This window comes from Nocardia sp. NPDC058519 (genome assembly GCF_042719755.1).
GTDB lineage: Bacteria > Actinomycetota > Actinomycetes > Mycobacteriales > Mycobacteriaceae > Nocardia.
Genome location: NZ_JBHXNK010000009.1, coordinates 13,705 through 35,270, shown reverse-complemented (window position 1 = coordinate 35,270; position 21,566 = coordinate 13,705). Strand labels below are relative to the sequence as shown.

General features: G+C 67.7%; 24 protein-coding genes. 10 read left to right on the top strand and 14 right to left on the bottom strand.

Translation table 11 applies throughout. The features are described 5' to 3' along the window. Positions 1 to 6: 6 nt before the first annotated feature. The 4 genes from ACFWPK_RS12910 to ACFWPK_RS12895 are packed head-to-tail and all read right to left on the bottom strand — an operon-like array spanning position 7 to position 2,483. Positions 7 to 522, bottom strand: a complete 516-nt coding sequence (locus ACFWPK_RS12910) for a copper resistance protein CopC (protein WP_378915276.1) — start codon at positions 520 to 522, stop codon at positions 7 to 9. Positions 523 to 581: 59 nt separating this feature from the next. Continuing rightward, positions 582 to 1,235, bottom strand: coding sequence for a YcnI family protein (locus ACFWPK_RS12905; RefSeq protein ID WP_378914975.1), 654 nt, complete (start codon positions 1,233 to 1,235; stop codon positions 582 to 584). 40 nt (positions 1,236 to 1,275) lie between these two features. Next, the gene (locus ACFWPK_RS12900; RefSeq protein WP_378914973.1) at positions 1,276 to 1,800 is read right to left on the bottom strand and encodes a hypothetical protein; all 525 of its coding nucleotides are present in this window, start codon (positions 1,798 to 1,800) and stop codon (positions 1,276 to 1,278) included. 8 nt (positions 1,801 to 1,808) lie between these two features. Continuing rightward, complete coding sequence (locus tag ACFWPK_RS12895) at positions 1,809 to 2,483, bottom strand: DUF6474 family protein (protein ID WP_378914971.1); 675 nt, start codon at positions 2,481 to 2,483, stop codon at positions 1,809 to 1,811. A gap of 170 nt (positions 2,484 to 2,653) precedes the next feature. Between ACFWPK_RS12895 and ACFWPK_RS12890 the strand changes: the two genes are divergently transcribed. The 4 genes from ACFWPK_RS12890 (at position 2,654) to ACFWPK_RS12875 (ending at position 7,695) form a co-directional block, all read left to right on the top strand. Continuing rightward, positions 2,654 to 4,288 carry a TM0106 family RecB-like putative nuclease gene (locus ACFWPK_RS12890; protein ID WP_378915274.1) on the top strand — a complete coding sequence of 545 codons (1,635 nt, stop codon included), beginning with the start codon at positions 2,654 to 2,656 and terminating at the stop codon, positions 4,286 to 4,288. 13 nt (positions 4,289 to 4,301) lie between these two features. After that, entirely contained in the window at positions 4,302 to 6,263 is a 1,962-nt protein-coding gene (gene htpG / locus ACFWPK_RS12885) for a molecular chaperone HtpG (RefSeq protein WP_378914968.1), read from the top strand. 103 nt (positions 6,264 to 6,366) lie between these two features. Continuing rightward, the gene (locus tag ACFWPK_RS12880) at positions 6,367 to 6,816 is read left to right on the top strand and encodes a GNAT family N-acetyltransferase (RefSeq protein ID WP_378914966.1); all 450 of its coding nucleotides are present in this window, start codon (positions 6,367 to 6,369) and stop codon (positions 6,814 to 6,816) included. 72 nt (positions 6,817 to 6,888) lie between these two features. Continuing rightward, the gene (locus ACFWPK_RS12875) at positions 6,889 to 7,695 is read left to right on the top strand and encodes a class I SAM-dependent methyltransferase (RefSeq protein ID WP_378914964.1); all 807 of its coding nucleotides are present in this window, start codon (positions 6,889 to 6,891) and stop codon (positions 7,693 to 7,695) included. 57 nt (positions 7,696 to 7,752) lie between these two features. On the opposite strand, the gene ACFWPK_RS12870 is transcribed toward ACFWPK_RS12875, so the two are convergent. Beyond that, positions 7,753 to 8,520: an SDR family NAD(P)-dependent oxidoreductase gene (locus ACFWPK_RS12870; protein WP_378914962.1), complete on the bottom strand. Its 768-nt coding sequence runs from the start codon at positions 8,518 to 8,520 to the stop codon at positions 7,753 to 7,755. Between the two features lie 318 nt (positions 8,521 to 8,838). On the opposite strand from ACFWPK_RS12870, the gene ACFWPK_RS12865 reads away from it, so the two are divergent. Together ACFWPK_RS12865 and ACFWPK_RS12860 are read left to right on the top strand one after the other, a co-directional pair. Beyond that, entirely contained in the window at positions 8,839 to 9,717 is an 879-nt protein-coding gene (locus ACFWPK_RS12865) for an SDR family NAD(P)-dependent oxidoreductase (protein ID WP_378914960.1), read from the top strand. Next, positions 9,714 to 10,352: a TetR/AcrR family transcriptional regulator gene (locus ACFWPK_RS12860; protein WP_378914958.1), complete on the top strand. Its 639-nt coding sequence runs from the start codon at positions 9,714 to 9,716 to the stop codon at positions 10,350 to 10,352. Before ACFWPK_RS12865 ends, ACFWPK_RS12860 begins: the two co-directional genes overlap by 4 nt. Here ACFWPK_RS12860 and ACFWPK_RS12855 read toward each other — a convergent pair. The 4 genes from ACFWPK_RS12855 to ACFWPK_RS12840 all read right to left on the bottom strand — a co-directional run bounded on the left by ACFWPK_RS12855 (position 10,349) and on the right by ACFWPK_RS12840 (position 13,499). Further along, complete coding sequence (locus tag ACFWPK_RS12855) at positions 10,349 to 11,077, bottom strand: TMEM165/GDT1 family protein (protein WP_378914956.1); 729 nt, start codon at positions 11,075 to 11,077, stop codon at positions 10,349 to 10,351. The two genes, ACFWPK_RS12860 and ACFWPK_RS12855, sit on opposite strands and share 4 nt — an antisense overlap. Positions 11,078 to 11,438: 361 nt before the next feature. After that, on the bottom strand, positions 11,439 to 11,966 hold the full coding sequence (locus tag ACFWPK_RS12850) for a peptidase (RefSeq protein WP_378914954.1): 528 nt from the start codon (positions 11,964 to 11,966) through the stop codon (positions 11,439 to 11,441). 156 nt (positions 11,967 to 12,122) lie between these two features. Then, on the bottom strand, positions 12,123 to 12,746 hold the full coding sequence (locus ACFWPK_RS12845; RefSeq protein ID WP_194825332.1) for a superoxide dismutase: 624 nt from the start codon (positions 12,744 to 12,746) through the stop codon (positions 12,123 to 12,125). A gap of 141 nt (positions 12,747 to 12,887) precedes the next feature. After that, positions 12,888 to 13,499: a hypothetical protein gene (locus ACFWPK_RS12840; protein WP_378914952.1), complete on the bottom strand. Its 612-nt coding sequence runs from the start codon at positions 13,497 to 13,499 to the stop codon at positions 12,888 to 12,890. 337 nt (positions 13,500 to 13,836) lie between these two features. Between ACFWPK_RS12840 and ACFWPK_RS12835 the strand changes: the two genes are divergently transcribed. The 4 genes from ACFWPK_RS12835 to ACFWPK_RS12820 all read left to right on the top strand — a co-directional run bounded on the left by ACFWPK_RS12835 (position 13,837) and on the right by ACFWPK_RS12820 (position 17,039). Further along, positions 13,837 to 14,196, top strand: coding sequence for a rhodanese-like domain-containing protein (locus tag ACFWPK_RS12835; protein ID WP_378914951.1), 360 nt, complete (start codon positions 13,837 to 13,839; stop codon positions 14,194 to 14,196). Positions 14,197 to 14,264: 68 nt separating this feature from the next. After that, positions 14,265 to 15,281 (top strand): DUF4328 domain-containing protein, encoded by a 1,017-nt coding sequence (locus tag ACFWPK_RS12830; RefSeq protein WP_378914950.1) that lies wholly within the window; start codon positions 14,265 to 14,267, stop codon positions 15,279 to 15,281. Further along, a complete protein-coding gene (locus tag ACFWPK_RS12825) occupies positions 15,278 to 16,045 on the top strand; it encodes a glycerophosphodiester phosphodiesterase (protein WP_378914949.1) in 768 nt (255 codons plus the stop codon). The genes ACFWPK_RS12830 and ACFWPK_RS12825 overlap by 4 nt, the downstream gene beginning before the upstream one ends. 73 nt (positions 16,046 to 16,118) lie before the next feature. Beyond that, a complete protein-coding gene (locus tag ACFWPK_RS12820; protein ID WP_378914948.1) occupies positions 16,119 to 17,039 on the top strand; it encodes a DUF5926 family protein in 921 nt (306 codons plus the stop codon). A 69-nt stretch (positions 17,040 to 17,108) separates the two neighbouring features. On the opposite strand, the gene ACFWPK_RS12815 is transcribed toward ACFWPK_RS12820, so the two are convergent. The 5 genes from ACFWPK_RS12815 to ACFWPK_RS12795 all read right to left on the bottom strand — a co-directional run bounded on the left by ACFWPK_RS12815 (position 17,109) and on the right by ACFWPK_RS12795 (position 21,511). Continuing rightward, complete coding sequence (locus tag ACFWPK_RS12815; protein ID WP_378914946.1) at positions 17,109 to 17,657, bottom strand: ferritin; 549 nt, start codon at positions 17,655 to 17,657, stop codon at positions 17,109 to 17,111. Between the two features lie 82 nt (positions 17,658 to 17,739). Then, positions 17,740 to 18,270, bottom strand: a complete 531-nt coding sequence (locus ACFWPK_RS12810; RefSeq protein ID WP_378914944.1) for a ferritin — start codon at positions 18,268 to 18,270, stop codon at positions 17,740 to 17,742. 9 nt (positions 18,271 to 18,279) lie between these two features. After that, on the bottom strand, positions 18,280 to 19,683 hold the full coding sequence (locus ACFWPK_RS12805) for an LCP family protein (RefSeq protein ID WP_378915272.1): 1,404 nt from the start codon (positions 19,681 to 19,683) through the stop codon (positions 18,280 to 18,282). 166 nt (positions 19,684 to 19,849) lie between these two features. Further along, the gene (locus tag ACFWPK_RS12800; RefSeq protein ID WP_378914942.1) at positions 19,850 to 20,626 is read right to left on the bottom strand and encodes a type II CAAX prenyl endopeptidase Rce1 family protein; all 777 of its coding nucleotides are present in this window, start codon (positions 20,624 to 20,626) and stop codon (positions 19,850 to 19,852) included. Positions 20,627 to 20,749: 123 nt separating this feature from the next. Then, complete coding sequence (locus tag ACFWPK_RS12795) at positions 20,750 to 21,511, bottom strand: DUF2470 domain-containing protein (RefSeq protein ID WP_378914940.1); 762 nt, start codon at positions 21,509 to 21,511, stop codon at positions 20,750 to 20,752. Between the last annotated feature and the right edge of the window lie 55 nt (positions 21,512 to 21,566).

The window sequence follows — 21,566 nt, the reverse complement described above, 5'->3', positions numbered from 1 at the left end:
CGTCGACTACTTCTTGCGGCCGGATCGGCCGCTGAGCAGCGCCACCGCGAGGCCCGCGCCGAACAGCACCACGCCGCCGACGATGAACACCCACACGGGCACACCGTCGCCGCCGCCCTCGTCGGCCTTGTCCTCACCGGGGCGTGCGCCCGGCGTGCCGGTGCCCGCCTTGCTCAGCGTGAAAGTCCTTGTCCCGCTCACCGGATGACCGTCGGCCGAGGTGACCCGGAACGCGATCGTGTACTCACCGACCGGCCCCAGCTCACCCACTTCCACACTGACACTTCGTCCTTCGACCAGTGCCTTGCCCTTGGACCACAGCCTGCCGTCCGGACCGACCACGGTCAGTGACGGAAAGTTCTGCTGCAGTTCCTCGTTGAAGGTGACGCTGGCCCGCGCAGGTCCGGCCTCGATGGTCGAGCCGTTCTCGGGAACGCTGCTCACCGCGCCGGAATGCGCGCTCGCCGTGCCTGCCGCCGCGAACGCGCAGGCGAAGAGCACGGCGAACAGCGCGACGAGCATCCGCCGTGGCCGACGCGATGAATCGCCGACGGCGAGTGGATCGATCGCAACGGCGCGCGTCACGACGACCGCCGGGAGCGGAACACCAGGCCGAGGCCGAGGGCCGCCGCGAACAGGCCGAGGGCCAGGCCGACGCCGCCCATCCAGCGGGCCACGGTGTCGGTCTCCGACTGGGCGGTCTCGCCCGAAGCGACCTGGTGATCGCCGCCCTCGGCACCGCCCTTCGCGGTGAGTGTGATCGCCGGCGCGGGGTGTTCGGGCTCGGCGCCACCGGTGCTCGGCTGGTCCCAGGCCACGACCTTGCCGTCGCTGTAGGTCTGCTGGGCCGGGAAGTTCACGGTGTCCTGCGACGGCAGCGGGCCGAGCGAGAGCACGAACCGCTGGAACTGGCCGGGCCCGACGCCGGGGTTACCGGGATCGGCGGACCATACGACGGCGACCGTCTCGCCCTTGTCATTGCGTTCGACCTTCGACGTCCAGCCCGGCATCGGCTCGGTCCGAACGCTTTTCAGGTTCGGCACGGTGACGCGAAGCGCGGTGGTGGACGCGGTATCGGATTCGGTCGGCACCTTGAAGGTGGCGACGGTGTACTTGCCCTGGGCGGCGCCCGGCGCGTCGACGGTCACATGTGCGGCCGCCGAACCGCAGGCGGCGAGCACCAGACCCGCCGCGAGAGCGGCGGTGCCGGTGCTACGGGTGATGAAGTTGTGCATGGAATGCCTTCTGTCCGAGTGGTTCTGATGTCGTGGTGAATCAGGCGAACAGCGGCGGTGCGCGCGGACATCGCGCACCCCTCGGACGAGCACCGTGCGCGATGGTGACAGCGGCGAACCAGCGGACAGAGCGATGGGCCACAGCAGAAGGACTGCTGAGCACAACCCGGACCACACTCGAAGCGACGAGATACAGCCGCTCGGCGACGAGAATCAGTGCGGCACAGACAAGCGCGGCCACCAGGTGCGCCGCGATCATCGGCAGACTCGGCAGATGCAGCAGGCCGTGATGGTCGAGCGTGGTCGACAGGGCGAAGTGCCCGGCCCACTGACCACCGATCAACGCGGCGGCCGTGCGCACCGCCGCGGGGCGAGGTGGAGCACCTTCGGCGGTGACACCATGGGCGATTGTCCCGGCCGTCAGCGAAACCAGCAGCAGCAGTGCGATTTCCGCCGACCGCGGCACCCCACCCCCGCCGATCCCGTGCGCGGCCACAGCGAGCCCACCCACGAGAACGCCGCAGCCACCACCGCGCAAGCGGGAGGTGAGCTGCGGCGTGGTCACTTCGAGGATCAGCGAACGCCGAGGCGGGCGAGCACGTCGTTCTCGAGCACGGCCAGCTCCGCCGAGATCGACGCGTGCACGGCCTTGCGACGCGTGGCGGGCATCTGCTCGGCCGTGCGCACCGCCACGTTCAGGTCGGCCATGCGCGAGCGGGCCGCTGCGACGAACTTCTCGGTGTCGGCATCGCCCGCCTTGTCGGCGGCGATCTTGTCGAGGGCTTCCTCGGTGTTGGTGATGCGGGCCTGCAGGCGCGCACCGTGCCCGCTGAACTCGCTCAGCTGGTCCATGCCGATCCCGAGCTGCTGCGCCTTGCGCGCGTCGAGCTGCCCGCGCAGCATCGTGGCGCCGCGGTAGGCCAGCGGGGCGAGCACGGGGATGAGGACCCTGGCCACCCCGATGTACTTGCGGATCTGACTCGCGCTGAACAGTTCGCGGTCGGCTTTCGCGGCGGCCTTCTGGGCGGCTTTCTCCTCGGCCTGCAGGGTCGCGATCTGTGCCTTGGCGACCTTGTCGGCCGTGCGTGCCTGTGCCTTGGCCGTGCGGCGGTTCACGCGCTCGCCCGCCTTGGCCGCCTTGCGCTCGTTCTTGGCGCCCAGCTTCGCCTCCACCACGGCTTTGTGCTTGAGTGCTTTCGCCTCAGCGCGTCGGCTCGGCCGCCGCTTCCGCTTGCTGAACAACCCCATGGGATCAGGCCCTCCGTCATGCTCGCCAAGTCATGAGGCAGCACCGCCTCCAAGCGGCCTGCCGTTCTTCGTAGCGTAGTGGGCTCAGGGTAGCGATTGGGCATTGTGTCGGGGGTAAGGCCCATACTGCTTGCGTGCGTGCAGCCGAGGACGACTTCGACGGCGGGCCGGTGCGTAGCCCGGTCCCCGCTTCCGCTGCGGATTTCCGCATCGCCTTCCTGGACGCGCGCTCACTGATCGGATGCAGGCATCGCCTGCGCCTGGATGCCGAGAATCCGGGCGTGCTCGCCGAGGTTCGTGAGGATCCGGGCGTGCAGCAGCGCCGCGACGCCGCCACCGCTCATCGCACCAGGATCCGCGACGAACTGGTCGCGGCCGCCCCCGCCGACTGGGTGGTGATCGACCCGGAATTGCGTGGTGCGGCCAAGGCCGCTGCCACGATGGCCGCCATCGAGGCGGGCGCCCCCCGCATCTGGGGCGGACTGCTGCCCCAGGAGCCCGATACCGGTCGACGCGGCGGTGTCGAGATCCTGCTGCGCGACGACGACCGCGGCGGCTATATCCCCATCATCGTGGTCAACCACAAGGTCACCGACCCGCGCAGGCCCGACCCCGCCGATTTCCACCCGCTGACCTCGGACCTGTTCCGCTGGCAGCCCCGCCGCGACAAGCACGTGAAACTGCGTCCGCAGCCGCGCGACCAGCAGCGCCTCGCCCACCTGTACCGCATGTTGCAGCGCTACGGCATGGCCAGTCCCGCCCTGATCGGCGGTGCGATCGGCCTGGTCGCCGACCGCATCCTGGTGCACGACCTGACGAGCGTGCTCGCCGACTACGACCTGCGCTACGCCGACCGCATCGCGGTGGTGCGCGGCGAACTGCCGACCCAACCGTCGAAGGTGCCCGAGTGCAGGCAGTGCCCGTGGTGGGTGCGAGGTCCCGAGGGACAACCCAGTTGTGAGGCGACGCTGGCGCAGATGCGTGATGTGAGCCTGGTCGCACCGGGTTCGCGCGCCGACGTGCTGCGCCTGCACGGGATCGAGACGGTCGACGAACTGGCTGCCTGGGAGGGCGACGACCCCGACGATTGGCAGCACGGCCCGTTCGCCGAGACCGTCGTCACCGCGCGCGCCTGGATCGACGGCGCTCCGCTGGTGCGCCGGTTCGAGCAGGTGAGCGTGCGTCGCGCCGATGTGGAGATCGACGTCGACCTGGAGAGTTACCAGGAAGACGGCGCCTACCTGTGGGGCACCCTGCTCGACGACGTCTACCGCCCGTTCGTCACCTGGGATCCGCTGCCCACCGAGGACGAGGGCCGCTCGTTCGGTGAGTTCTGGACCTGGTTGATGCAGCGGCGCGCCGAAGCCCACGACGCGGGCAAAACCTTTGCCGCCTATTGCTATTCGCGTACCGCCGAGGACAAGTGGCTCTACGAATCGGCCCGCCGGTTCGCCGGGCGTCCCGGCGTCCCGACGCACGAGGAGGTGCGCGCGTTCGTCGACTCGAAGGAATGGGTCGACATGTTCCAGGCCGTCACCGAGCAGTTCATCTGCCCGAACGGCAAGGGACTCAAGAAGATCGCGCCCGTCGCCGGATTCGGCTGGCGTGATCCGGAAGCAGGCGGCGAGGCGTCGATGGGCTGGTACCGCCGCGCCGTCGGGTACGACGACGTCATCGACATGTCCCAGCGCACCCGCTTGTTCGTCTACAACGAAGACGACGTGCGCGCCACCCAGGTGCTGCGCGATTGGATGTCGAAGCGGGCGGTTGCCGAGGTTCCCTCACTGGCCGATTTCGGACGGTAATACGATCGGGGGCGTGACTGAGCAGCACGTCGAAACCCTCGAGTTCCAGGCCGAAACCCACCAGCTCCTCGAGCTGATGATCCATTCGGTCTACTCCAACAAAGACACTTTCCTCCGGGAGCTGATCTCGAACGCTTCCGACGCACTCGACAAGCTCAAACTGGCGGCCTACCAGGACAAAGACCTGGGCGCAGACACCGCCGACCTGCACATCGAGCTGGATGTCGACCAGGAGAAGCGCGTCCTGACCGTCCGCGACAACGGCATCGGTATGTCGCGCGCCGAAGTGATCGACCTGATCGGCACCCTCGCCAAGTCCGGCACCGCCGATCTGCGCCGCAAGCTGACCGAGGCCAAGTCCGATGCCGCCGCCGAGGAGCTGATCGGCCAGTTCGGCATCGGCTTCTATTCCACCTTCATGGTCGCCGACCGGGTCGTCCTCACCACCCGCAAGGCAGGCGAGACCGAAGGCACCCGCTGGGAAGCCGCCGCGGGCAGCTCCACCTACTCCATCGACACCGTCGCCGACGCACCGCAGGGCACCTCGGTGACCCTCGAGCTCAAGCCTGCCGACGAAGACGATCACCTCTTCGACTACACGCAGGAATGGAAGCTGCGCGAGATCGTGCGCAAGTACTCCGACTTCATCGCCTGGCCGATCCGCATGCAGGTCGAGCGCACGGTGACCGAGGGGGAGGGCGAGGACAAGGTCGACAAGACCGTCGTCGAGGACCAGATCCTCAACTCGCAGAAGGCGTTGTGGACGCGGCCGCGCAGCGAGGTGAGCGAGGAGGAGTACAAGGAGTTCTACCACCACGTCTCGCACGCCTGGGACGAGCCGCTCGAGATCATCCCGATGAAGGCCGAAGGCACCTTCGAATACCAAGCGCTGCTGTTCATCCCGTCGATCGCGCCGTTCGACCTGTTCACCCGTGAGCACAAGCGCGGTGTGCAGCTCTACGTGCGTCGGGTGTTCATCATGGACAACTGCGAAGAGCTGATGCCGGAGTACCTGCGCTTCGTCAAGGGAGTCGTCGACGCGCAGGACCTCTCGCTCAATGTCTCGCGCGAGATCCTCCAGCAGGACCGCCAGATCCAGATGATCCGCAAGCGACTGGTGAAGAAGGTGCTCTCGACGATCAAGGAGATGCAGGGCGCCGAGGATCAGACCAGGTACCAGACGTTCTGGTCGCAGTTCGGCCGAGTCCTCAAGGAGGGCTTGCTCTCCGATACCGACAATCGCGAAACCCTGCTCACCGTCTCGTCTTTCACCTCCACCGCCTCGGAGTCCGAGCTCACCACGCTCGCGCAGTACGTGGAGCGGTGCAAGGACGGCCAGGACTCGATCTACTACATGACCGGCGAAAGCCGTGCGCAGGTGGAGAACTCGCCGCACCTGGAAGCCTTCACCGCCAAGGGCCGTGAGGTGCTGATCCTCACCGATCCCGTCGACGAGATGTGGGTCGGCTTGGTTCCTGAATTCCAGGGCAAGAAATTCCAGTCCATCGCCAAGGGCGAGGTGGACCTGGAAACCGAGGACGAGAAGAAGGAAACCGAAGCCCTGCGCGAACAGCAGGACAAGGACTTCGGCGACCTGCTCGGCTGGCTCGGCGGCACGTTGACCGATGTGGCCAAGGAGGTCCGCCTCACCAACCGCCTCACCACCTCACCCGCCTGCCTGGTCGGTGACGTCTACGACTTCACCCCCATGCTCGAGCGTATGTACCGCGCCTCGGGCCAGGCCCTGCCGGAGTCCAAGCGCATCCTCGAGCTCAACCCGACCCACCCCCTGGTGACGGGCCTGCGCGACGCTTACGACGCCCGCAAGTCCGACGCCGACGAGGGCAAGGTCCCCGAACTCGCCGAAACCGCCGAACTCCTCTACGGCACAGCGGTTCTCGCCGAGGGCGGCGAACTCAAGGACCCCGCCCGCTTCGCCCAGCTCCTTACCGAGCGCCTGACCCGAACGGTCTGAGCTGGAGGTCTTGCGAACTGCCCGCTGCCGGTTTCGGTGGCGGGCAGTTTTGTTCACTTGCAATTCTGGTGCTAGCGCAGCGCGCTGGGTTCACCATTGAGGGATGGTGGGGCACGAAATTCGTCGGGCGAGACCCGACGATTACGACAAAATCATCGGCGTAGTCGACAACTGGTGGGGGCGAGCCGCCGTCCACAACCTCCCGAGGATGTTCCTCGACCACTTCCATCGCACCAGCCTCATAGCCTCCGACGGTGACGGAATCTCCGGCTTCCTGGTGGGTTTCGGCTCACCCTCCGACCCCTACACGGCCTACATCCACTTCGTCGCCGTCCGCCCCGACGCCCGCAAATCCGGCCTGGGCAGAACCCTCTACGAAGCCTTCTTCACCATCGCCCGCTCCGACAACCGCACCACCGTCACCGCGATAACATCCCCCGCCAACTACACCTCGATCGACTTCCACCGCAGCCTCGGCTTCACAGTCACCGGTCCCATTCCCGACTACAACGGCCCTGGCCGCTCCCTGGTCACCTTCACCCGCCCGGTGTGAGGACACCCGCACCCTCGACCACCGCGACTTTCGCGTATTGACGACCTGCCGACAAGCGGTATGAATGTTGTTATGTCAGAACAGTTGTCGTCCGGTGTTCGCCCATGGGATCTCGTCGCTGAGGGATACGCCGCGACCGGCGCGACCGTGCTCGCTCCCTTCGCCGCTCACGCACTCGAATACGTCACCATCAGCTCGGAATCGAAGATCGTCGACGTGGCGGCGGGTACCGGGTTGTTGAGCGTCGCCGCCGCCGAGCTCGGGGCCGAAGTGCAAGCCATCGATCTCTCTGCGTCGATGATCGACCACCTGGTCGCGGCCGCCGCCGACCACCCCGCGATCACCGCGCGGGTCGGTGACGGACAGGCATTGCCCTACGACGACAACTCGTTCGACGCGGCCTTCTCCCTGTTCGGCCTGATGTTCTTTCCCGACCGGCCCAAGGGCTTCGCCGAACTGCACCGCGTCCTGCGCCCCGGCGGCACCGCGGTCGTCGCAGCCTGGGCATCCGCGGCCGAATCCTCGCTCATGCGAGCACTGTTCGGCGCACTCGTCGCGGCCGATCCGACAGCCGCACTCCCACAACCGAATCCGCGCAGCCTAGAGAACCCCAGAGTCTTCGACGCGGAGATGCGCGCGGCGGGCTTGCTCGACGTGCGGATCCAGCAGCACACCGTCGAGGTCCAGTACCCGGATGCCACCGCCCTGTGGGAATCGCTGACCCGCAGCAGCGCCAACCTCGCTGTCGTGAGAGACGAAGTGGGCGAGGAGGAATGGCAACGCCGCACCGAAGCGGCCGTCGACCATCTCACCGTCACCTACCGCCCGAACACCCCCTTACGCACCACCGCCCTCTTCGGCATCGGGACCGCAGCCTGAGACGCGACGGCGCCCTGCCCGGGTGGACAGGGCGCCGTCGATCGGCGTGCCGGGTGACTAGCGCGGGGCCATGCGCAGGGCGCCGTCCATGCGGATGGTTTCGCCGTTGAGGTAGTCGTGCGCGGCGATGTATTCCACCAGCTGGGCGTATTCGTCGGGACGGCCGAGGCGGGAGGGGAAGGGGACGCCGGCTTCGAGGCCCGCGCGGTATTCGGGGGTGACGCCGGCGAGCATCGGGGTGTCGATGATGCCGGGGGCGATGGTGTTGACGCGGATGCCGAACTGGGCGAGGTCGCGGGCGGCGGGAACGGTCATGCCGTGGACGCCGCCCTTGGACGCGGAGTACGCGATCTGGCCGACCTGGCCCTCGAAGGCCGCCACCGAGGCGGTGTTGATGACCACGCCGCGCTGGCCGTACTCGTCGACCGGCTCGGTCTTGGCGATCACGTCGGCGGCCAGGCGCATCACGTTGAACGTGCCGAGCAGGTTCACGGTGATGACGGTGCGGAACAGCTCCAGGTCGTGCGGGCCGTTCTTGGACAGGATGCGACCCGCCCAGCCGACACCGGCACAGTTGACCACGATGCGCAGCGGCGCCGGGCCCTCGGTGATCGTGGCGATCGCGGCGGCGACCTCGTCACCGCTGGTCACGTCGGCCGCGATCAGGGTGACGCCGGCGGGGACGTTGTCGCCCGCGCGCTCGATGGACTGGGGGACATCCAGGCCGAAGACGGTGGCGCCCGCGTCGGCGAGCCGCTTGGCGGTGGCGGCACCGAGGCCGGACGCGCCTCCGGTGACAATGGCGGCGGAACCCGAAATCTCCACTGATGGTCCTCTCTCTGTTAATTGCGGCTGGTGCCGCTGTTCTCGGCGCTTAACTCCGCCTCTTCCCTCCCTACGGGCACTCCTTCGTCGCACCCTTCGGTCAGTCCAGAGGCGGAGGCGCGCCGAGAACGTGCTCCTTCGTCGCACCCCAGTTGTTCGCGGGGCGGGGGTACGCCTAGAACTCTATGGGTTGCGGCTTATTGTGCCGCTTGCCAATAAGGGCACCTTAGCGTGTGCGGGGTGTGGTCTGGAACACCCATATCGGGCGGTGTGGAAATCGTCGTGAACACCGGTGTTTGCCGGTGGTAGCGTGCCGTCATGAGATCGTTCGCCGGTCCTTCCGTGGCCGGACGCAAGGTCCTGATCACCGGGGCCGCACGTGGGATCGGTGCCGCGCTGGCTCGTCGATTGGCCGCTCGCGGCGCCCATGTCGCCCTGCTCGGGCTCGAACCGGAACTGCTGGCCGAAGTGGCCGCGGAATGCGGTGGTGTGCCGTGGCGGTATTGCGATGTGGCCGATCGGGCGCAGGTCGAGCGGGTGGTCGAGGCGTTGATCGCCGAACTCGGTGGGCTCGATGTGCTGGTGGCCAATGCGGGGGTCGCCAAGCAGATGGCGATGATCGGCGGGGATCCGTCGGTGCTCGAGGAGACCCTCGCGGTGAATGTGCTCGGGGTCGCCTACACGGTGTCGGCGGCGGGCGCGCATCTTTCGCATCCGGGCGGGTATGTGCTGATGATGTCGTCGATCTCCACGTCCGTGCAGTTGCCGCTCGGCGGGGCTTATAGCGCCTCCGCTGCGGCGGTGGCCTCGCTCGGCGCCACACTGCGCGCGGAACTGCGGTCGAGCGGGGCGAAGGTGGGGGTCAGCTACTTCGCCGGGATCGACACCGGCATGACGGTGCGCGGATTCGGCACAGCCGCCGCGCACACCGTGCTGGGGGAGACCAGCCTGACCGGGATCTCACCGGTCGGACCCGCGGTCGACGCGCTGGAACGAGCCATCGCGCGACGACGCAAAACCGTGGTCTCACCCTGGTGGGTAGCGTTGGTCCGGCCGTTTCGGCCGCTGGCCCAACTGGTCGTGCAGCGGGTGCAGGGCGACCGCCTGGCCCGCGCCATCGATATCGCCCGCACCGAGGACGCCCCCTTCACCACCGAACAGCCGGCCCGACCCCGCAGAATGGAACGGCAAGCATGAGCGATTCGACCCTGCGGCAACAACTTCCGCGTGGACGCCACCACCTGTCGCGTGAGGAAGTCATCGCCTCTCAGCGTGAGCGCATTCTCGTCGCGATGGGCGAGGCGATGACCGTCGGCGGCTATGTCGGCACGCCGGTCGCGGCCGTGCTCAAGCGGGCCGGGGTTTCACGGGAAACGTTCTACGAGTTGTTCCGCTCGAAAGAGGACTGCTTCAACGCGGCCTTCGACCGGGTGTCGGGCGCGCTGGCCGAGAAACTCCAGACGGTGATCGCCGACTGTGCCGACACCGACGCGCGGACCAGGATGGACCGCATCCTCACCGCCTACTTCGACCACATGATCGACGACCCGGCCTCGGCCCGCTTGTTCCTGGTCGAGGTCTACGCGGTCGGCTCGTCGGCCATCGAGGCACGGATGGCTTTGCAGCATCGTTTCGTCGAGGTGGTCGCCACCATGCTCGGCGCCGAATCCGAGGACCAGCGGTTCGCCTGCGCGACCCTGGCGGCCGCGATCGGCGCCATGGTCACCGGCCGGATCGCCGCCGACGACCCGGACAGTCTGCGCGGCATCAAGGATCAGCTGATCGCACTGGCCGTGCGCTCCGGCGCGCTCTACGGCAACGCCTTCGCCTAGCGTTTCCGGCTGAGTCCGGAGTCCACCTCGATGTCGGCGAGCTCGTCGCGCACGGCGGACTTCGCCCGCAAACGCCAGACGGCGACACCGAGCCCGAGCAGCGCGGGTGCGATCAGGGCGACCCCCACCGAACCCCAACCACCCAGCGCGGGCACGAACGCGTCGAGCACCGTCTTGCCCGCGAAGAACAGGAACAGCAGGCCCGAGGCGATGGCAATGCCGCGCTCGGGCAGGTGCTTGCCCGCGATCTTGCCGACCAGGATCGCCAGTCCACCCGCGGCGACCATGCCGGCGACCGAGCCGATCCAGACGGCCAGCCAGTTGTTGTTGGAGGCGAGGGCGGCGGCGGCGAACATGGTGCGGTCGCCGAGTTCGGCGAGGGTGAAGGCGGAGATGACGACCAGGAAGGCGTTGCGAGCGCTCGGCGGCGCGGGAGCTTCTTCGGAGTCGTCAGTGCTGGTCAGTGCGTCGCGCAGCGTCCAGAGGCCGACCACGAGCAGGGTGAGTGCGGTGATGACGGCGATGGCGTTCGCGGGAAGCGCGGTGCCGAGGAAATGGCCGACGCCCGCGGCGATGAGGTTCACGGCCACGCTGGCGACGCTGATGCCTGCCAGCACCACCCACCAGCGGTAGCGCAGCGAGAAGGTCAGCGCCATGAGTTGCGATTTGTCGCCGAGTTCGGCGAGGAAGAGCACGCCGAAGCTCAGCAGGATCGTGGCGATCATGAAGTCAGCTCCCAGGAAAATACTCCGGCCTGCGGCTGAAAGACGGGTGCGCCTCCAGCCACACCGGTCTACGGATCGGTTCGTGGCCGAAGGTCTCGCCCACCGGTGATGGCCGGTTCACACAGCCGGACCGTACCGAGTTTCGGCGGACGATCAGTATGTCGACTGTGCGATTGCGGGCTACTCCCCTTCGCTGTTGTCCACAGTAGCCCGGTTGCTCCCGGTATGCCAACTCTTGGTAACCCAAATCTCAATGGGCACAATAAGTTTGGGCACGCTGCGGTGATAGTTCGGCTTCCCTGATTTCAGTCGCACGCAGGCCCGTTGCCAGCCGTTCGCCAACCCGATGCGAGCGAAATATTCAGGCGGCCAGCAGCATCGCGAGCACGGCGGTGTCGGGATCGCTGATCAGATCCATCCCGACCCGGCTCACCAGCGAGGTGATCGTGCCGTCGAGTTCGGCCTCGGCCCACGCCGCGCGATGCTCCAAACCGAGATGCGGCACGCCGGGCAGCAGCACACAGCCCGAGGCCGCGCCCACGCATTCGGGCAGCGACGGCCGGGTCTCCGAGGGCGGATGCAGCATCAGCAGCGCCGGCGGCACGTGTGCGGCGAACCGGCCGGGTTCGATCGCCTCGTCCCCGAGCACCGGCCCTTCCGCTATCACCAGTCCCACCGTGCCGGGTTCCGGATCGTCGGGCAGCTCCTCGCGCACCCCGAACACGGTGGTGGTCATCAGCAGCCCCGGCATCGACGCCACCCGCACGGCCAGCACCAGCACCTGCGCCCATTCCTTGGTGGTATCCGGCCACCGCCCCGAAACCACGAACCCGCTCAATCGCCCACGCGCCTGAAACGGCGTGATCCCGATCGGACCCTGTGTATTCATGATGGCCTCCCGACTAACGGGGGCGACTGTGCCCGTATAGAACAGGAATAGCCCCATACCCGTCTGGCACACAAGTACCAAAGAGTGCTAATCGGGCAAAAACGACAACGGGCCCGCATGCGAACGTCGCATGCGAGCCCGTTGAAAAGGCTTAGATCACCCGAAGATGAGGCCCTTGCCCTGGCCGACGGCCCGAGCGAAGCGGTCCTGCACGTCGGCCCAGTTGACGACGTTCCAGAACGCCGTCACGTAGTCGGCCTTGACGTTCTTGTACTGCAGGTAGAAGGCGTGCTCCCACATGTCGACCTGCAGCAGCGGGATGATGCCGGTGGGCACGTTGGCCTGCTGGTCGTACAGCTGGAAGGTCAGCAGCTTCTGGCCGAGGGTGTCGTAACCCAGGACGGCCCAGCCGGAGCCCTGCAGGCCGTTGGCGGCAGCGGTGAACTGCGCGCGGAACTTGTCGAACGAGCCGAACTGGTCGGCGATGGCCGCGGCCAGGTCGCCGTCCGGCTGGTCGCCGCCGTTGGGGGAGAGGTTCTTCCACCAGACGGAGTGGTTGTAGTGGCCACCGAGGTGGAAGGCCAGGTTCTTCTCCAGCAGCAGGATGGCAGCCAGGTCGCCCGACTCGCGGGCTTCCTCGAGCTGCTCGAGCGCCTTGTTGGCGCCTGCGACGTAGGCAGCGTGGTGCTTGGTGTAGTGGATCTCATTGATCTCACCGGAGATGTGAGGCTCCAGTGCGCCGAAGTCGTAATCGAGTTCCGGCAGCGTGTAGACGGCCACGATGTCCCTTTCCGTGTGTCGGGCTGTGTGCGCCCAGTTCGGACGACAACACCAACCATCATTCGTACACCCGCCCGGTGCAACCCGCGCACCTTGCCCCCGCATTCCCCAACCCCGCTCGAGCGCGCCAGCGCTCCAAAACTACAGCGGCGGCGCGATGTCGGCCTTCGACGCCCTGGCATCGCCCGTGGCATGCGCGTCCCACCAGCGCCGCCCACCGTCGATGAACTCCTTCATCGGAATCTCGAGCCCCGCCGTGTCGGTAACGGCGATCTTGTCGAACCACACCCGTACATCGAGCTCACGCGGATCGATGCCCTCCTCCTGGGAGAACTCGATGACATGAGCGGCGATGCGCTGATCGAGCACGGTGTCGAAGCTGAGCAGTTCACTCCACAGCGTCCACCCGCTGTCGTCGAGGTCGATGAACTCCCATCCGTGCAGCCCACCGCCGCCGAAGCTCTCGATGGCCTCGTCGAGCTGGTCGAGGGTCAGGGGAAGCACGCGGGCGTCGACATCGTCCCAGCGCTGGATGCGCAGGGAGGCCGCTACGCGGGTGACTCCGGTGAAGGTGAGCAGGACTTTCGTGTCGATCGGCGTAGGTCCATCCGTGGGTAGCGTCAGCACCTCCAGAGCGAGTTGCAGCCGGCCCGCCTCGGCATCCACTTCTACCCCTAGACACGTGGATTCGGACAAAGCGGTATTCAAGCCGTTGATGTCGAAACTGTCGAGTAGCCCCCTGCTCACGTTCATGCGCCCAGGCTACCGATCTGGCCGCCCAGATCCCAGGATTTAAGATTTTCTCTAGTGTTCTCGTTTTTATGGAACCGAATCGGTCCCGCTTGCGTCCAAGTAGATGTCGGGACAGAACACACTCCACGAATCCCGACGTCAGCGGCGAACGACCGCTCCGGGATGACATGGAGGGGAGTCCCGGATCGGTCGTTCCCGGCTGGTTCCACCCGGGGAGTCGGCGTCGTCGGCAGCCGGTTCCCGTTGTCTGTGTGCTGACCGGTAGCTGGGGCCCGCACGACACCTCGTCCTCGCACAGGCTCGCCCGGCGATCCGCGCGGCATGGCAGGATCGAGGCGTGACGAGCTCCGATGTCCCCACGGTGCCGGTGGGTGCGGTACCCGCCGCGTTCGACCACGCGGACCCGGCGCCGGGCGCGCAGCTGCTCGACGTGCGCGAACCCGACGAATGGAACCTCGGGCACGCGCCGGGCGCGATCCACATCCCGATGGTCGACGTGCCTGCCCGCCTCGACGAGCTCGATATCGACGCCGAGCTCTACATCGTGTGCAGACAGGGTGGCCGGTCCATCGAGGTCGTCCGGTATCTCGCCCACATCGGGTACGAAGCGGTCAACGTCGCGGGGGGCATGGTGGCCTGGCAGCGGACCGGCCGCCCGGTGGTCGCCGACGGCGAACACGAAGCCAAGATCTACTAGTCCGGAAGCGGGGTGCGCGGGTGAGTTCGGTGGTGCAACCATGTGCACGCTGTGGTGCGCGGTGGGCTGTGCAGGGCGCGCCGATGCACTGGTGCCCGCGCTGCCGAGGGGTGCTGCTCTCGCCCGGCAAGGTCGACGCACCGGCCACCCAGCGCAACTACCGCTGGGTCGCGCGCAGGCCCGACCACCGCACCCGTAAAGCGGGCTCGACCATCTCGGCCCCGCTCGGGCCGACCCCCCGCTACACCCAGACCCCGCGCTGGGGCCTGCTCGATCCGCCGCCGTCCGCGGCCCGCACACCCGAGCGCCCGCTGCGCGGCATCGCCGTCAGGCGCGACCGGCTGCTGCTCGCGACCATGTTCGCGTTCCTGCTCGCAGGCCTCGCCGAATACGGCCGCTACCTGATCCTGTTGCAGAACCGCGCCCGGCTCATTCCCGGCTGGCTGCTGTGGATCTCCGACGCGACGGTGCTGGTGTTCGGCATCATCGCGCCGATCTGCGCGCTGGTGACGGCCGTGTCGCTGGTCGCCTGGCTGATCGAAGCGCGCACGATCGTGTTCACCGCCTATGGCAAGCGTGACCCGCGCAAGCGGTGGTCGCTGATCGCGGGATGCCTTGTGCCGGGCGTCAACCTGATCTGGCCCGGCGTGTTCCTCACCGAACTGCTCGGCGCCGACCCCGATCCTCGTTCGCACCGCGCCGTGCGGATCTGGTGGGCCGCTTGGGCATTGAGCGGGCTGCTGCTGATCGCGGCGACGCTGTGGCGCGATGCCTCGACCTTGCAGGCCGAGGCCGACGGCGTCTCGTTCACCGGTTTCACCAACCTCTGCGCGGCCGGGTTCGCGGTGCTCACGCTGTGGATGGTGCGCACGCTGGAGGGCCGTGACCTGCGCGGGGAGGTCAGGTCGGCGCATCGTTGGGTGATGGCCGCCGATCCCGCCGAGGTCGTCATCGCGCCGGTCGAGCCGGGCGCGGTAGCGGCGCGCGATGACGCGGCACGCGAGGACGTCGGGCACGATGAGGTCGAACGCGCGGATTCTGTCCGGACAGGCGAGAATACGCAGGAGGAGGTCGTGGCCAAGTGAGCCAGAACAATCGCCCACCCTTCGTGGTGGCGCATCGTGGCGCGTCGGCGGCACGACCCGAGCACACCCTCGCCGCGTACGAGCTAGCGCTGCAGGAGGGCGCCGACGGTGTCGAATGCGACGTCCGGCTCACCCGCGACGGCCACCTGGTCTGCGTGCACGACCGCACCGTCGACCGCACCGCCGACGCCACCGGCCTGGTCAGTGAACTGACGCTGGACGAGTTGCGCGGCATGAACTTCGGCACCGAGGAAGAGCCACAGGGCGTGCTCGCGCTGAGCGACCTGATCGGACTCGTCCTCGACTGGCGCACCCGCCCGACGAAACTGTTCATCGAGACCAAGCACCCCGTGCGCTACGGCGCCCTGGTGGAGAACAAGGTGCTCGCCGAACTCCAGCGTTTCGGCATCGCCACGCCTGCCTCGGCCGATCACTCACGCGCGGTGGTGATGTCGTTCGCGGCCACCGCGGTCTGGCGGATCCGCCGTGCCGCACCACTTTTGCCCACGGTGCTGCTCGGCGAATCGTCGCGGTTCCTCGGCGGGGGCGCGGCCACCACGGTCGGCGCGACCGCTGTCGGCCCGTCGGTGAAAACCCTGCGCGAGCATCCCGAACTCGTCGACAAGGCCGCCGCGGCGGGCCGGGCCACCTACTGCTGGACCGTCGACGATCCCGAAGACGTCACGCTGTGCGCCGACCTCGGCGTCAGCTGGGTCGCGACCAACCACCCCGGCCGCACGAAAGCTCTACTGGCCGGAGTCTGACCGCCCGCGGCCTCGCCGGGCCTGGGCAGGGGCCGCGGTAAGCGAACTTGCTGCTCGGCCATAAACTCCACGCGTGGGTAAAAGCAAGCGGAACAGTCCGAAGCCCGACAGTAATCGGGCTCAGCGTCTCGCGCAGCGGCGTGCGGCGCAGGAGCAGGCATCCGCGGCCGTGACACGGCCGTTCGAGGGGCTTGCCGCCGAATGTGATCTGGTGGCGCTGCGGGAGTTCGTGCCGTCGGCGACCGCGACCTTGAAGCTCGCGCCCGGTGTGGCCGCGCAGCGCGAGGTCACCCTGGCGACGGTGCTGCCCGGTGCGGTGGCCGCGCTGGTGCGGGCGGGCGACGAGCCGGTCGGCTTCGTCGGCACGCAGATGCAGTTCCGTGGCGACGACCCGTCGGCCGATATCGCCGCGGCGATCCTGTGGACCCAGTCGGCCGAGCCCGGCGAATCGCTGAACTCCGCCGACGCCGTCGACGGTGGTCCGCGCCTTGCCGATGTCATCGATCCCGGTGCCGACCTCGAGCTCACCGTGCACCAGGACTTCGACTGGTGGGTGCCCGAGGGTGTCACCCCGGATCCGCAGGTGGCGGCGACGATCGAGCAGGCCAAGCAGGCCATCATGCCCTCGGCGCGCCTCGACCTCGGCCCGGATTCGGTCGGCGCGGCCTGGTGGGTCGACGCGGGCGAGAAGGCGCATGTGCGCTGGGTGCGTCCCGAGGACGAAGACGCGCTGATGCTGGCCCTGGCTCGCGTGCACGCCACCGGTGGCCTGCACCTGGGTGAGGGTTCGCGCTTCGCCGGTTCGTTCCGCACACACGGTCTGCTGGTGCCGGTGTTCGACCTCGATCCCGAGCGGCACCCGGCCGAATGGGAAGCTCCCGCACGGGAATTCGGTGCTCGCCTGGACGAAGCACTCGCCAATGCGGAGCCGATGACCAGCGAAGAACGTCGTTCGCGTGATGGTCTGCGTTCGCGTCAGGTCACCCTGCGCTGAACACGGATGGCTGAACATGCATGATGGATTCGGCTCGCTGCCCGCGAGCCGAATCCCTCTGCGTTCGAGCTAGACGCTGCCGCCGGCAACCGACGGCGCGCCTGCGGCATCCTTCGGGGTGCTCAGCTCACGCCACATGAACGCCTCCAGGTCGAACAGGTTCGACCCGGCGCGATCGGCGATATTGAGCAGCGTGGTCATGTGCGCCACTTCCTCGACCTGTTCCTTCAGGAACCACTGCATGAACTGCTCGCCGAGGTAGTCGCCCTCTTCGCGGGCGGTGCTCGCCAGCTGCACGATCTGGTCGGTGACCGTCTTCTCCTGGGCCAGCGCCAGTTCGATCGGCTCACGGGCGGACTCGAACTTCGACTTCGCCGCGTCGATGCCCGAGATTTCCACGGCGATGTCGCGGTCGACGAAATACTGCACGATCATCATCGCGTGATTTCGTTCTTCCACCGACTGCGCGTAGAAACGCTTGGCCAACTGCGGCAGGTCGTTGTTGTCGAACCACACCGCGATCGCGATGTACTGGTGCTCGGCATTGAACTCATGCCGGATCTGGTCTTGGAGCAGAGTGTGGAACTTGCTTCGCGGGCTTTCCGGATGAATCGACATGCCGGCAACATTAATGCTGGTCAAGGGCGTTGTCATCCAAGTGCAGCCTTATTGAGGACAGTATTCCCTAACCAAGCATTTCCTAACTCGCACCGGCCATTCGGGGTGCGGTGGTGTCTTCGCGCACCGTGCCGCGCAGTTCACGGCGGATGAATTCCTCGACGTCGAACAGGTTGTCCTGTCGGTCGAGAACGGTGAGCAGCGTGGTCATTCCGGCGACATCGTCGACCTGCTCGCCGAGGAACCACTGCATGAATTGTTCGCCGAGAAAATCATTCGTGTCGCGCGCGGCCGCGGCGAGTGCGCTGATCTGCTCGGTGGTGACCCGTTCACGGTCGAGCAGAAAGGCGATCGCGGCGCGCGGGGAATCGAATTCCGAGCGCACTTCGTCGAGCCGACCGATCGCGATCGGCACCTCGCGGTCGAGTAGGTACTGCACCATGCGCATCGCGTGCCCATGGTTCGCCGTCGAGCGCGCATAGGTTTGCCCGGCCAGCTCGGGTAAATCCTGTGCGTCGAAGTAGACGGCGGCGGCCAGATACTGATGAGCCGAGGTCAGACCGGCTCTTACCTGGTCACGCAGGAGTTCGGTGAACGACAGGTTCTCGGGCATACCTCGACGTTACCGCGTGAGCAGCTCCTCCGGAATCTGCTGATCGGTGGCGAGCGCCTCGAAGAACCCGGAGGCCTTCGACTTGTCCCAGAGCAACACGTTGCCCACGTCGGTGTCGTCGAATCCGCCGATCGGGACGCTGGTGGTGACGGTGTCACCGCGCATCGCCCAGCCGAGCGCGGCCAGGTTCCAGATGTGGTCGCCGTCATCGACCTTCAGCGAGCCCGCGACCCCGGTCGCCATGGGCCACAAGGCGAACGGATTGGCGAGGGTCCCCATGCCCGTCGCCTTCTTCAACAGCGCCGCCATGAACATCCGCTGGCGGTTCATCCGGTCCACATCGGCGGTCGGGGTCGCGCGGGTGCGCACGAATCCGAGGGCCTGCGGGCCGGACAGTTTCTGGCAACCCGCGGCCAGGTCGAGCCCGGCCAGCGGGTCGACGATCGGCTCGTCCAGGCACATCTCGATCCCGCCGATCGCGTCGACCACGCTCGCGAAACCACCGAAACCGATCTGCGCGTAGTGGTCGATCCGCACGCCCGTGGCTTCCTCCACCGTCTGGACCAGCAGCGGAGCGCCGCCGAGCGCGAACGACGCGTTCAGCTTGTCCTTGCCGTGGCCGGGGATGTTCACATAGGAGTCGCGCGGGAGGCTCACCATCGTGGTCGGGCCGGAGGACGGGATGTGCACCATCATGATGGTGTCGGTGCGTTCGGGCCCGGTGTCGCCACCGGTCGCCAGTTCCTGTTCCTGCTCGGTCGAGAGGTCGCCGCGGCCGTCGGAGCCCACCAGCAGCCAGTTGGTGCCGGGGGTATTGCTCACGCGGTCGCTGTAGGAGGGCAGCGCGGTGATGCGGGTGAGCGAGTTGTCCAGGTGCACGACCGCGGCGATCAGGCCGACGATCAACCCCACGATGATCACCGTCAACCACCGGAACGGATGACGTTTGCGTCTGCGCCGCGGCGGCCGCGGCTGCCTGCCCAGGTCGACGGGCGGGGGAGTGCGCCGGGGCGGGAGACCGTCGTGATGGGGGACCGGACGCTGGGTCGGCGCGTGTCTGACCTGCTCACGACGTGGCGGCGGTGGTGGCTGACGCGGCTTCTCGCGCTCGTACGGCATCTGCGAATAGGCCAGCGGCTGGTCGCCGGAGTTGCCGCGATGCAGCACCTGGGTGGGTTCGACGTGCGACGCGCCGCGCCGAGGTGCCGGGTTGTAGCGAACCGTCGGCCCGTCCTCGGGATGCGGGCGCCGATCGTTGCCGGGCGGGCGGCCGTAGCGCGGATCGGGGGGTACCCCGCGACCTTGCGGTGGCATGGGACGACCTTGTGGGGGCACCGAAGGGCCGCCGGGGCGGCCTGATGTCGGCGGCACCCGGCGTCTACGGGGGTCCTCGCGGGGATCGTCGCCGTTCATCACCGTCAAACTCTACTGATCGTCGGGAGCGCGAGTCGGTTCTGCGCGCTCGGTCACTACTGGGATACCCCGCTCGAGGCCCACTGTTAGCGCGAAACGCGGTGATGTGGTGAAACTCGCCGCGACACGCCGCTCACATCAGTGCCCGGGGAGGTCCGGGCAACTGTCACGGCAGCCAGCCGACGCGCCCGCGCAGCACGTTGTAGCCGAGATAGGCGACGGCGTCGATCGTCGCGTGGGCCAGGATCAGCGGCCACAGGCGGTTGGTTCGCTGCCAGTAGCGGCCGAAGACCAGGCCCATCACGATATTGCCGAGGCCGCCGCCGATCCCCTGGTACAGGTGATAACTGCCACGCAACAGCGCCGACGCGGCCAGCGACGAGTTCTCCGACCAGCCGAGCCTGCGCAGCCGGGTGATCAGATAGCCGACCACCACCACTTCCTCGGCGACGGAATTCGCACACGCCGACAGGATCAGCACCGGCAGCCGCCACCAGTGTTCCGACAGCGAACTCGGCACGATGGTGACGCTCACCCCCATCGCGTGCGCGATCAGATACAGCGCGAGCCCCGGCAGCCCGATCACCGCGGCCAGCACCAGACCGGCCACGATGTCGCCACGCCGGATCCGTGCCAGCCCGATCAGCCGCGGCCCGATCCCGCTGCGCCACAACAGGTAAAGCCCCAGCGCCGCCCACGCCATCAGCCGGGTCACCCCGACGAGCTGGAACAGCAGATCGATCAACGAATTGTTCGACCGCGACGCGTTCAGCGCCACCGTCCGCCCACCGACCCCACCCGGCGACACCGCCGAATCGAGCAGGGACAGACCGGCACTGATCCCACTCAGCCCGAAGGTCACGAGCAGCACGACCGCGATCTCGACGCGCAGCCCGAACCTGTCCCGCTCGCTCAGCTCGGTCTGGGGAGGATCGACACGCATGCCGCGCAGTGTAAACAGCGAACACGCCGCAGCCGGTTGCCGCCGGGCGCGGCGACGCGAAGTGAGACGCGGCTAACCGATCCAGCCTGGGTACAGCCCCTGTAAGTGCTCTGAGAACACCTTTCAGATGCGGCGCAGGCCGTTCAGGAACGGGCAGCCGGCGAGGATGCGGACCGCGCGGCTGAGCGATTCGATGTCGTCGGCGGGGGTGGGGAAGGGGAGGCGGACGTCGTGGTCGCCGTCGTTGCTCTCGACTCGCAGGGTGAGGCCGTAGCGGTCGATGGCGAGGGGGTGCACCAAGCCGCCGCGCAGCCGGGTCGGCAGGTGGCGAGCCAGCTGGGCGACGACGTCGGTGTGATCCTCCGACATGTGTTGCAGCCAGGCGCTTTCCAGTTCGCAGAACGGGTCGGCCGAGGCGGCCCGCAGGTCGGCGTGGTCGACGGACTCGGCGCCCGCGGTATCGGCCAGTACCGCCGAGTTCACCACGATCCGCAGCAGCGTGACGCCGTGCCCGACATCGAGCAGGCCCGGATGCGGGTACTCCTTGGCGATTTCGACGGCGAGCGCGCGCTGTGCCTGCTCGGGTACCTGGCGCACCCAGCCGCGCAACCACACCAGCGCCCTGACCGGCTCACGCAGCGGGAGCGGCGCGTGATCGGTGAGTTCGAGTACCGCGGAGGTCTCGTTGGCCGTGGCGGCCAGCGCCGCCGCGAGCGAGGACGCAGGCACCGCGATCACCGCGTCGCCACAGCGGCGCAGGTGGTGCAGCGTCGTGGGAACCGGGTCGATACCGGGGAGCGCGAGCACCGCTGTCTCGGCATGAGCGCACGCACTTCGCACCCGCTCGGCGGTGGTCGGCGAGAGGATCGTGGTGGGGCTCGACATGACAACCTCCGCGAACGTTTGATTAGGTAAACCTAAGCTAAGTTACAAACGTCCG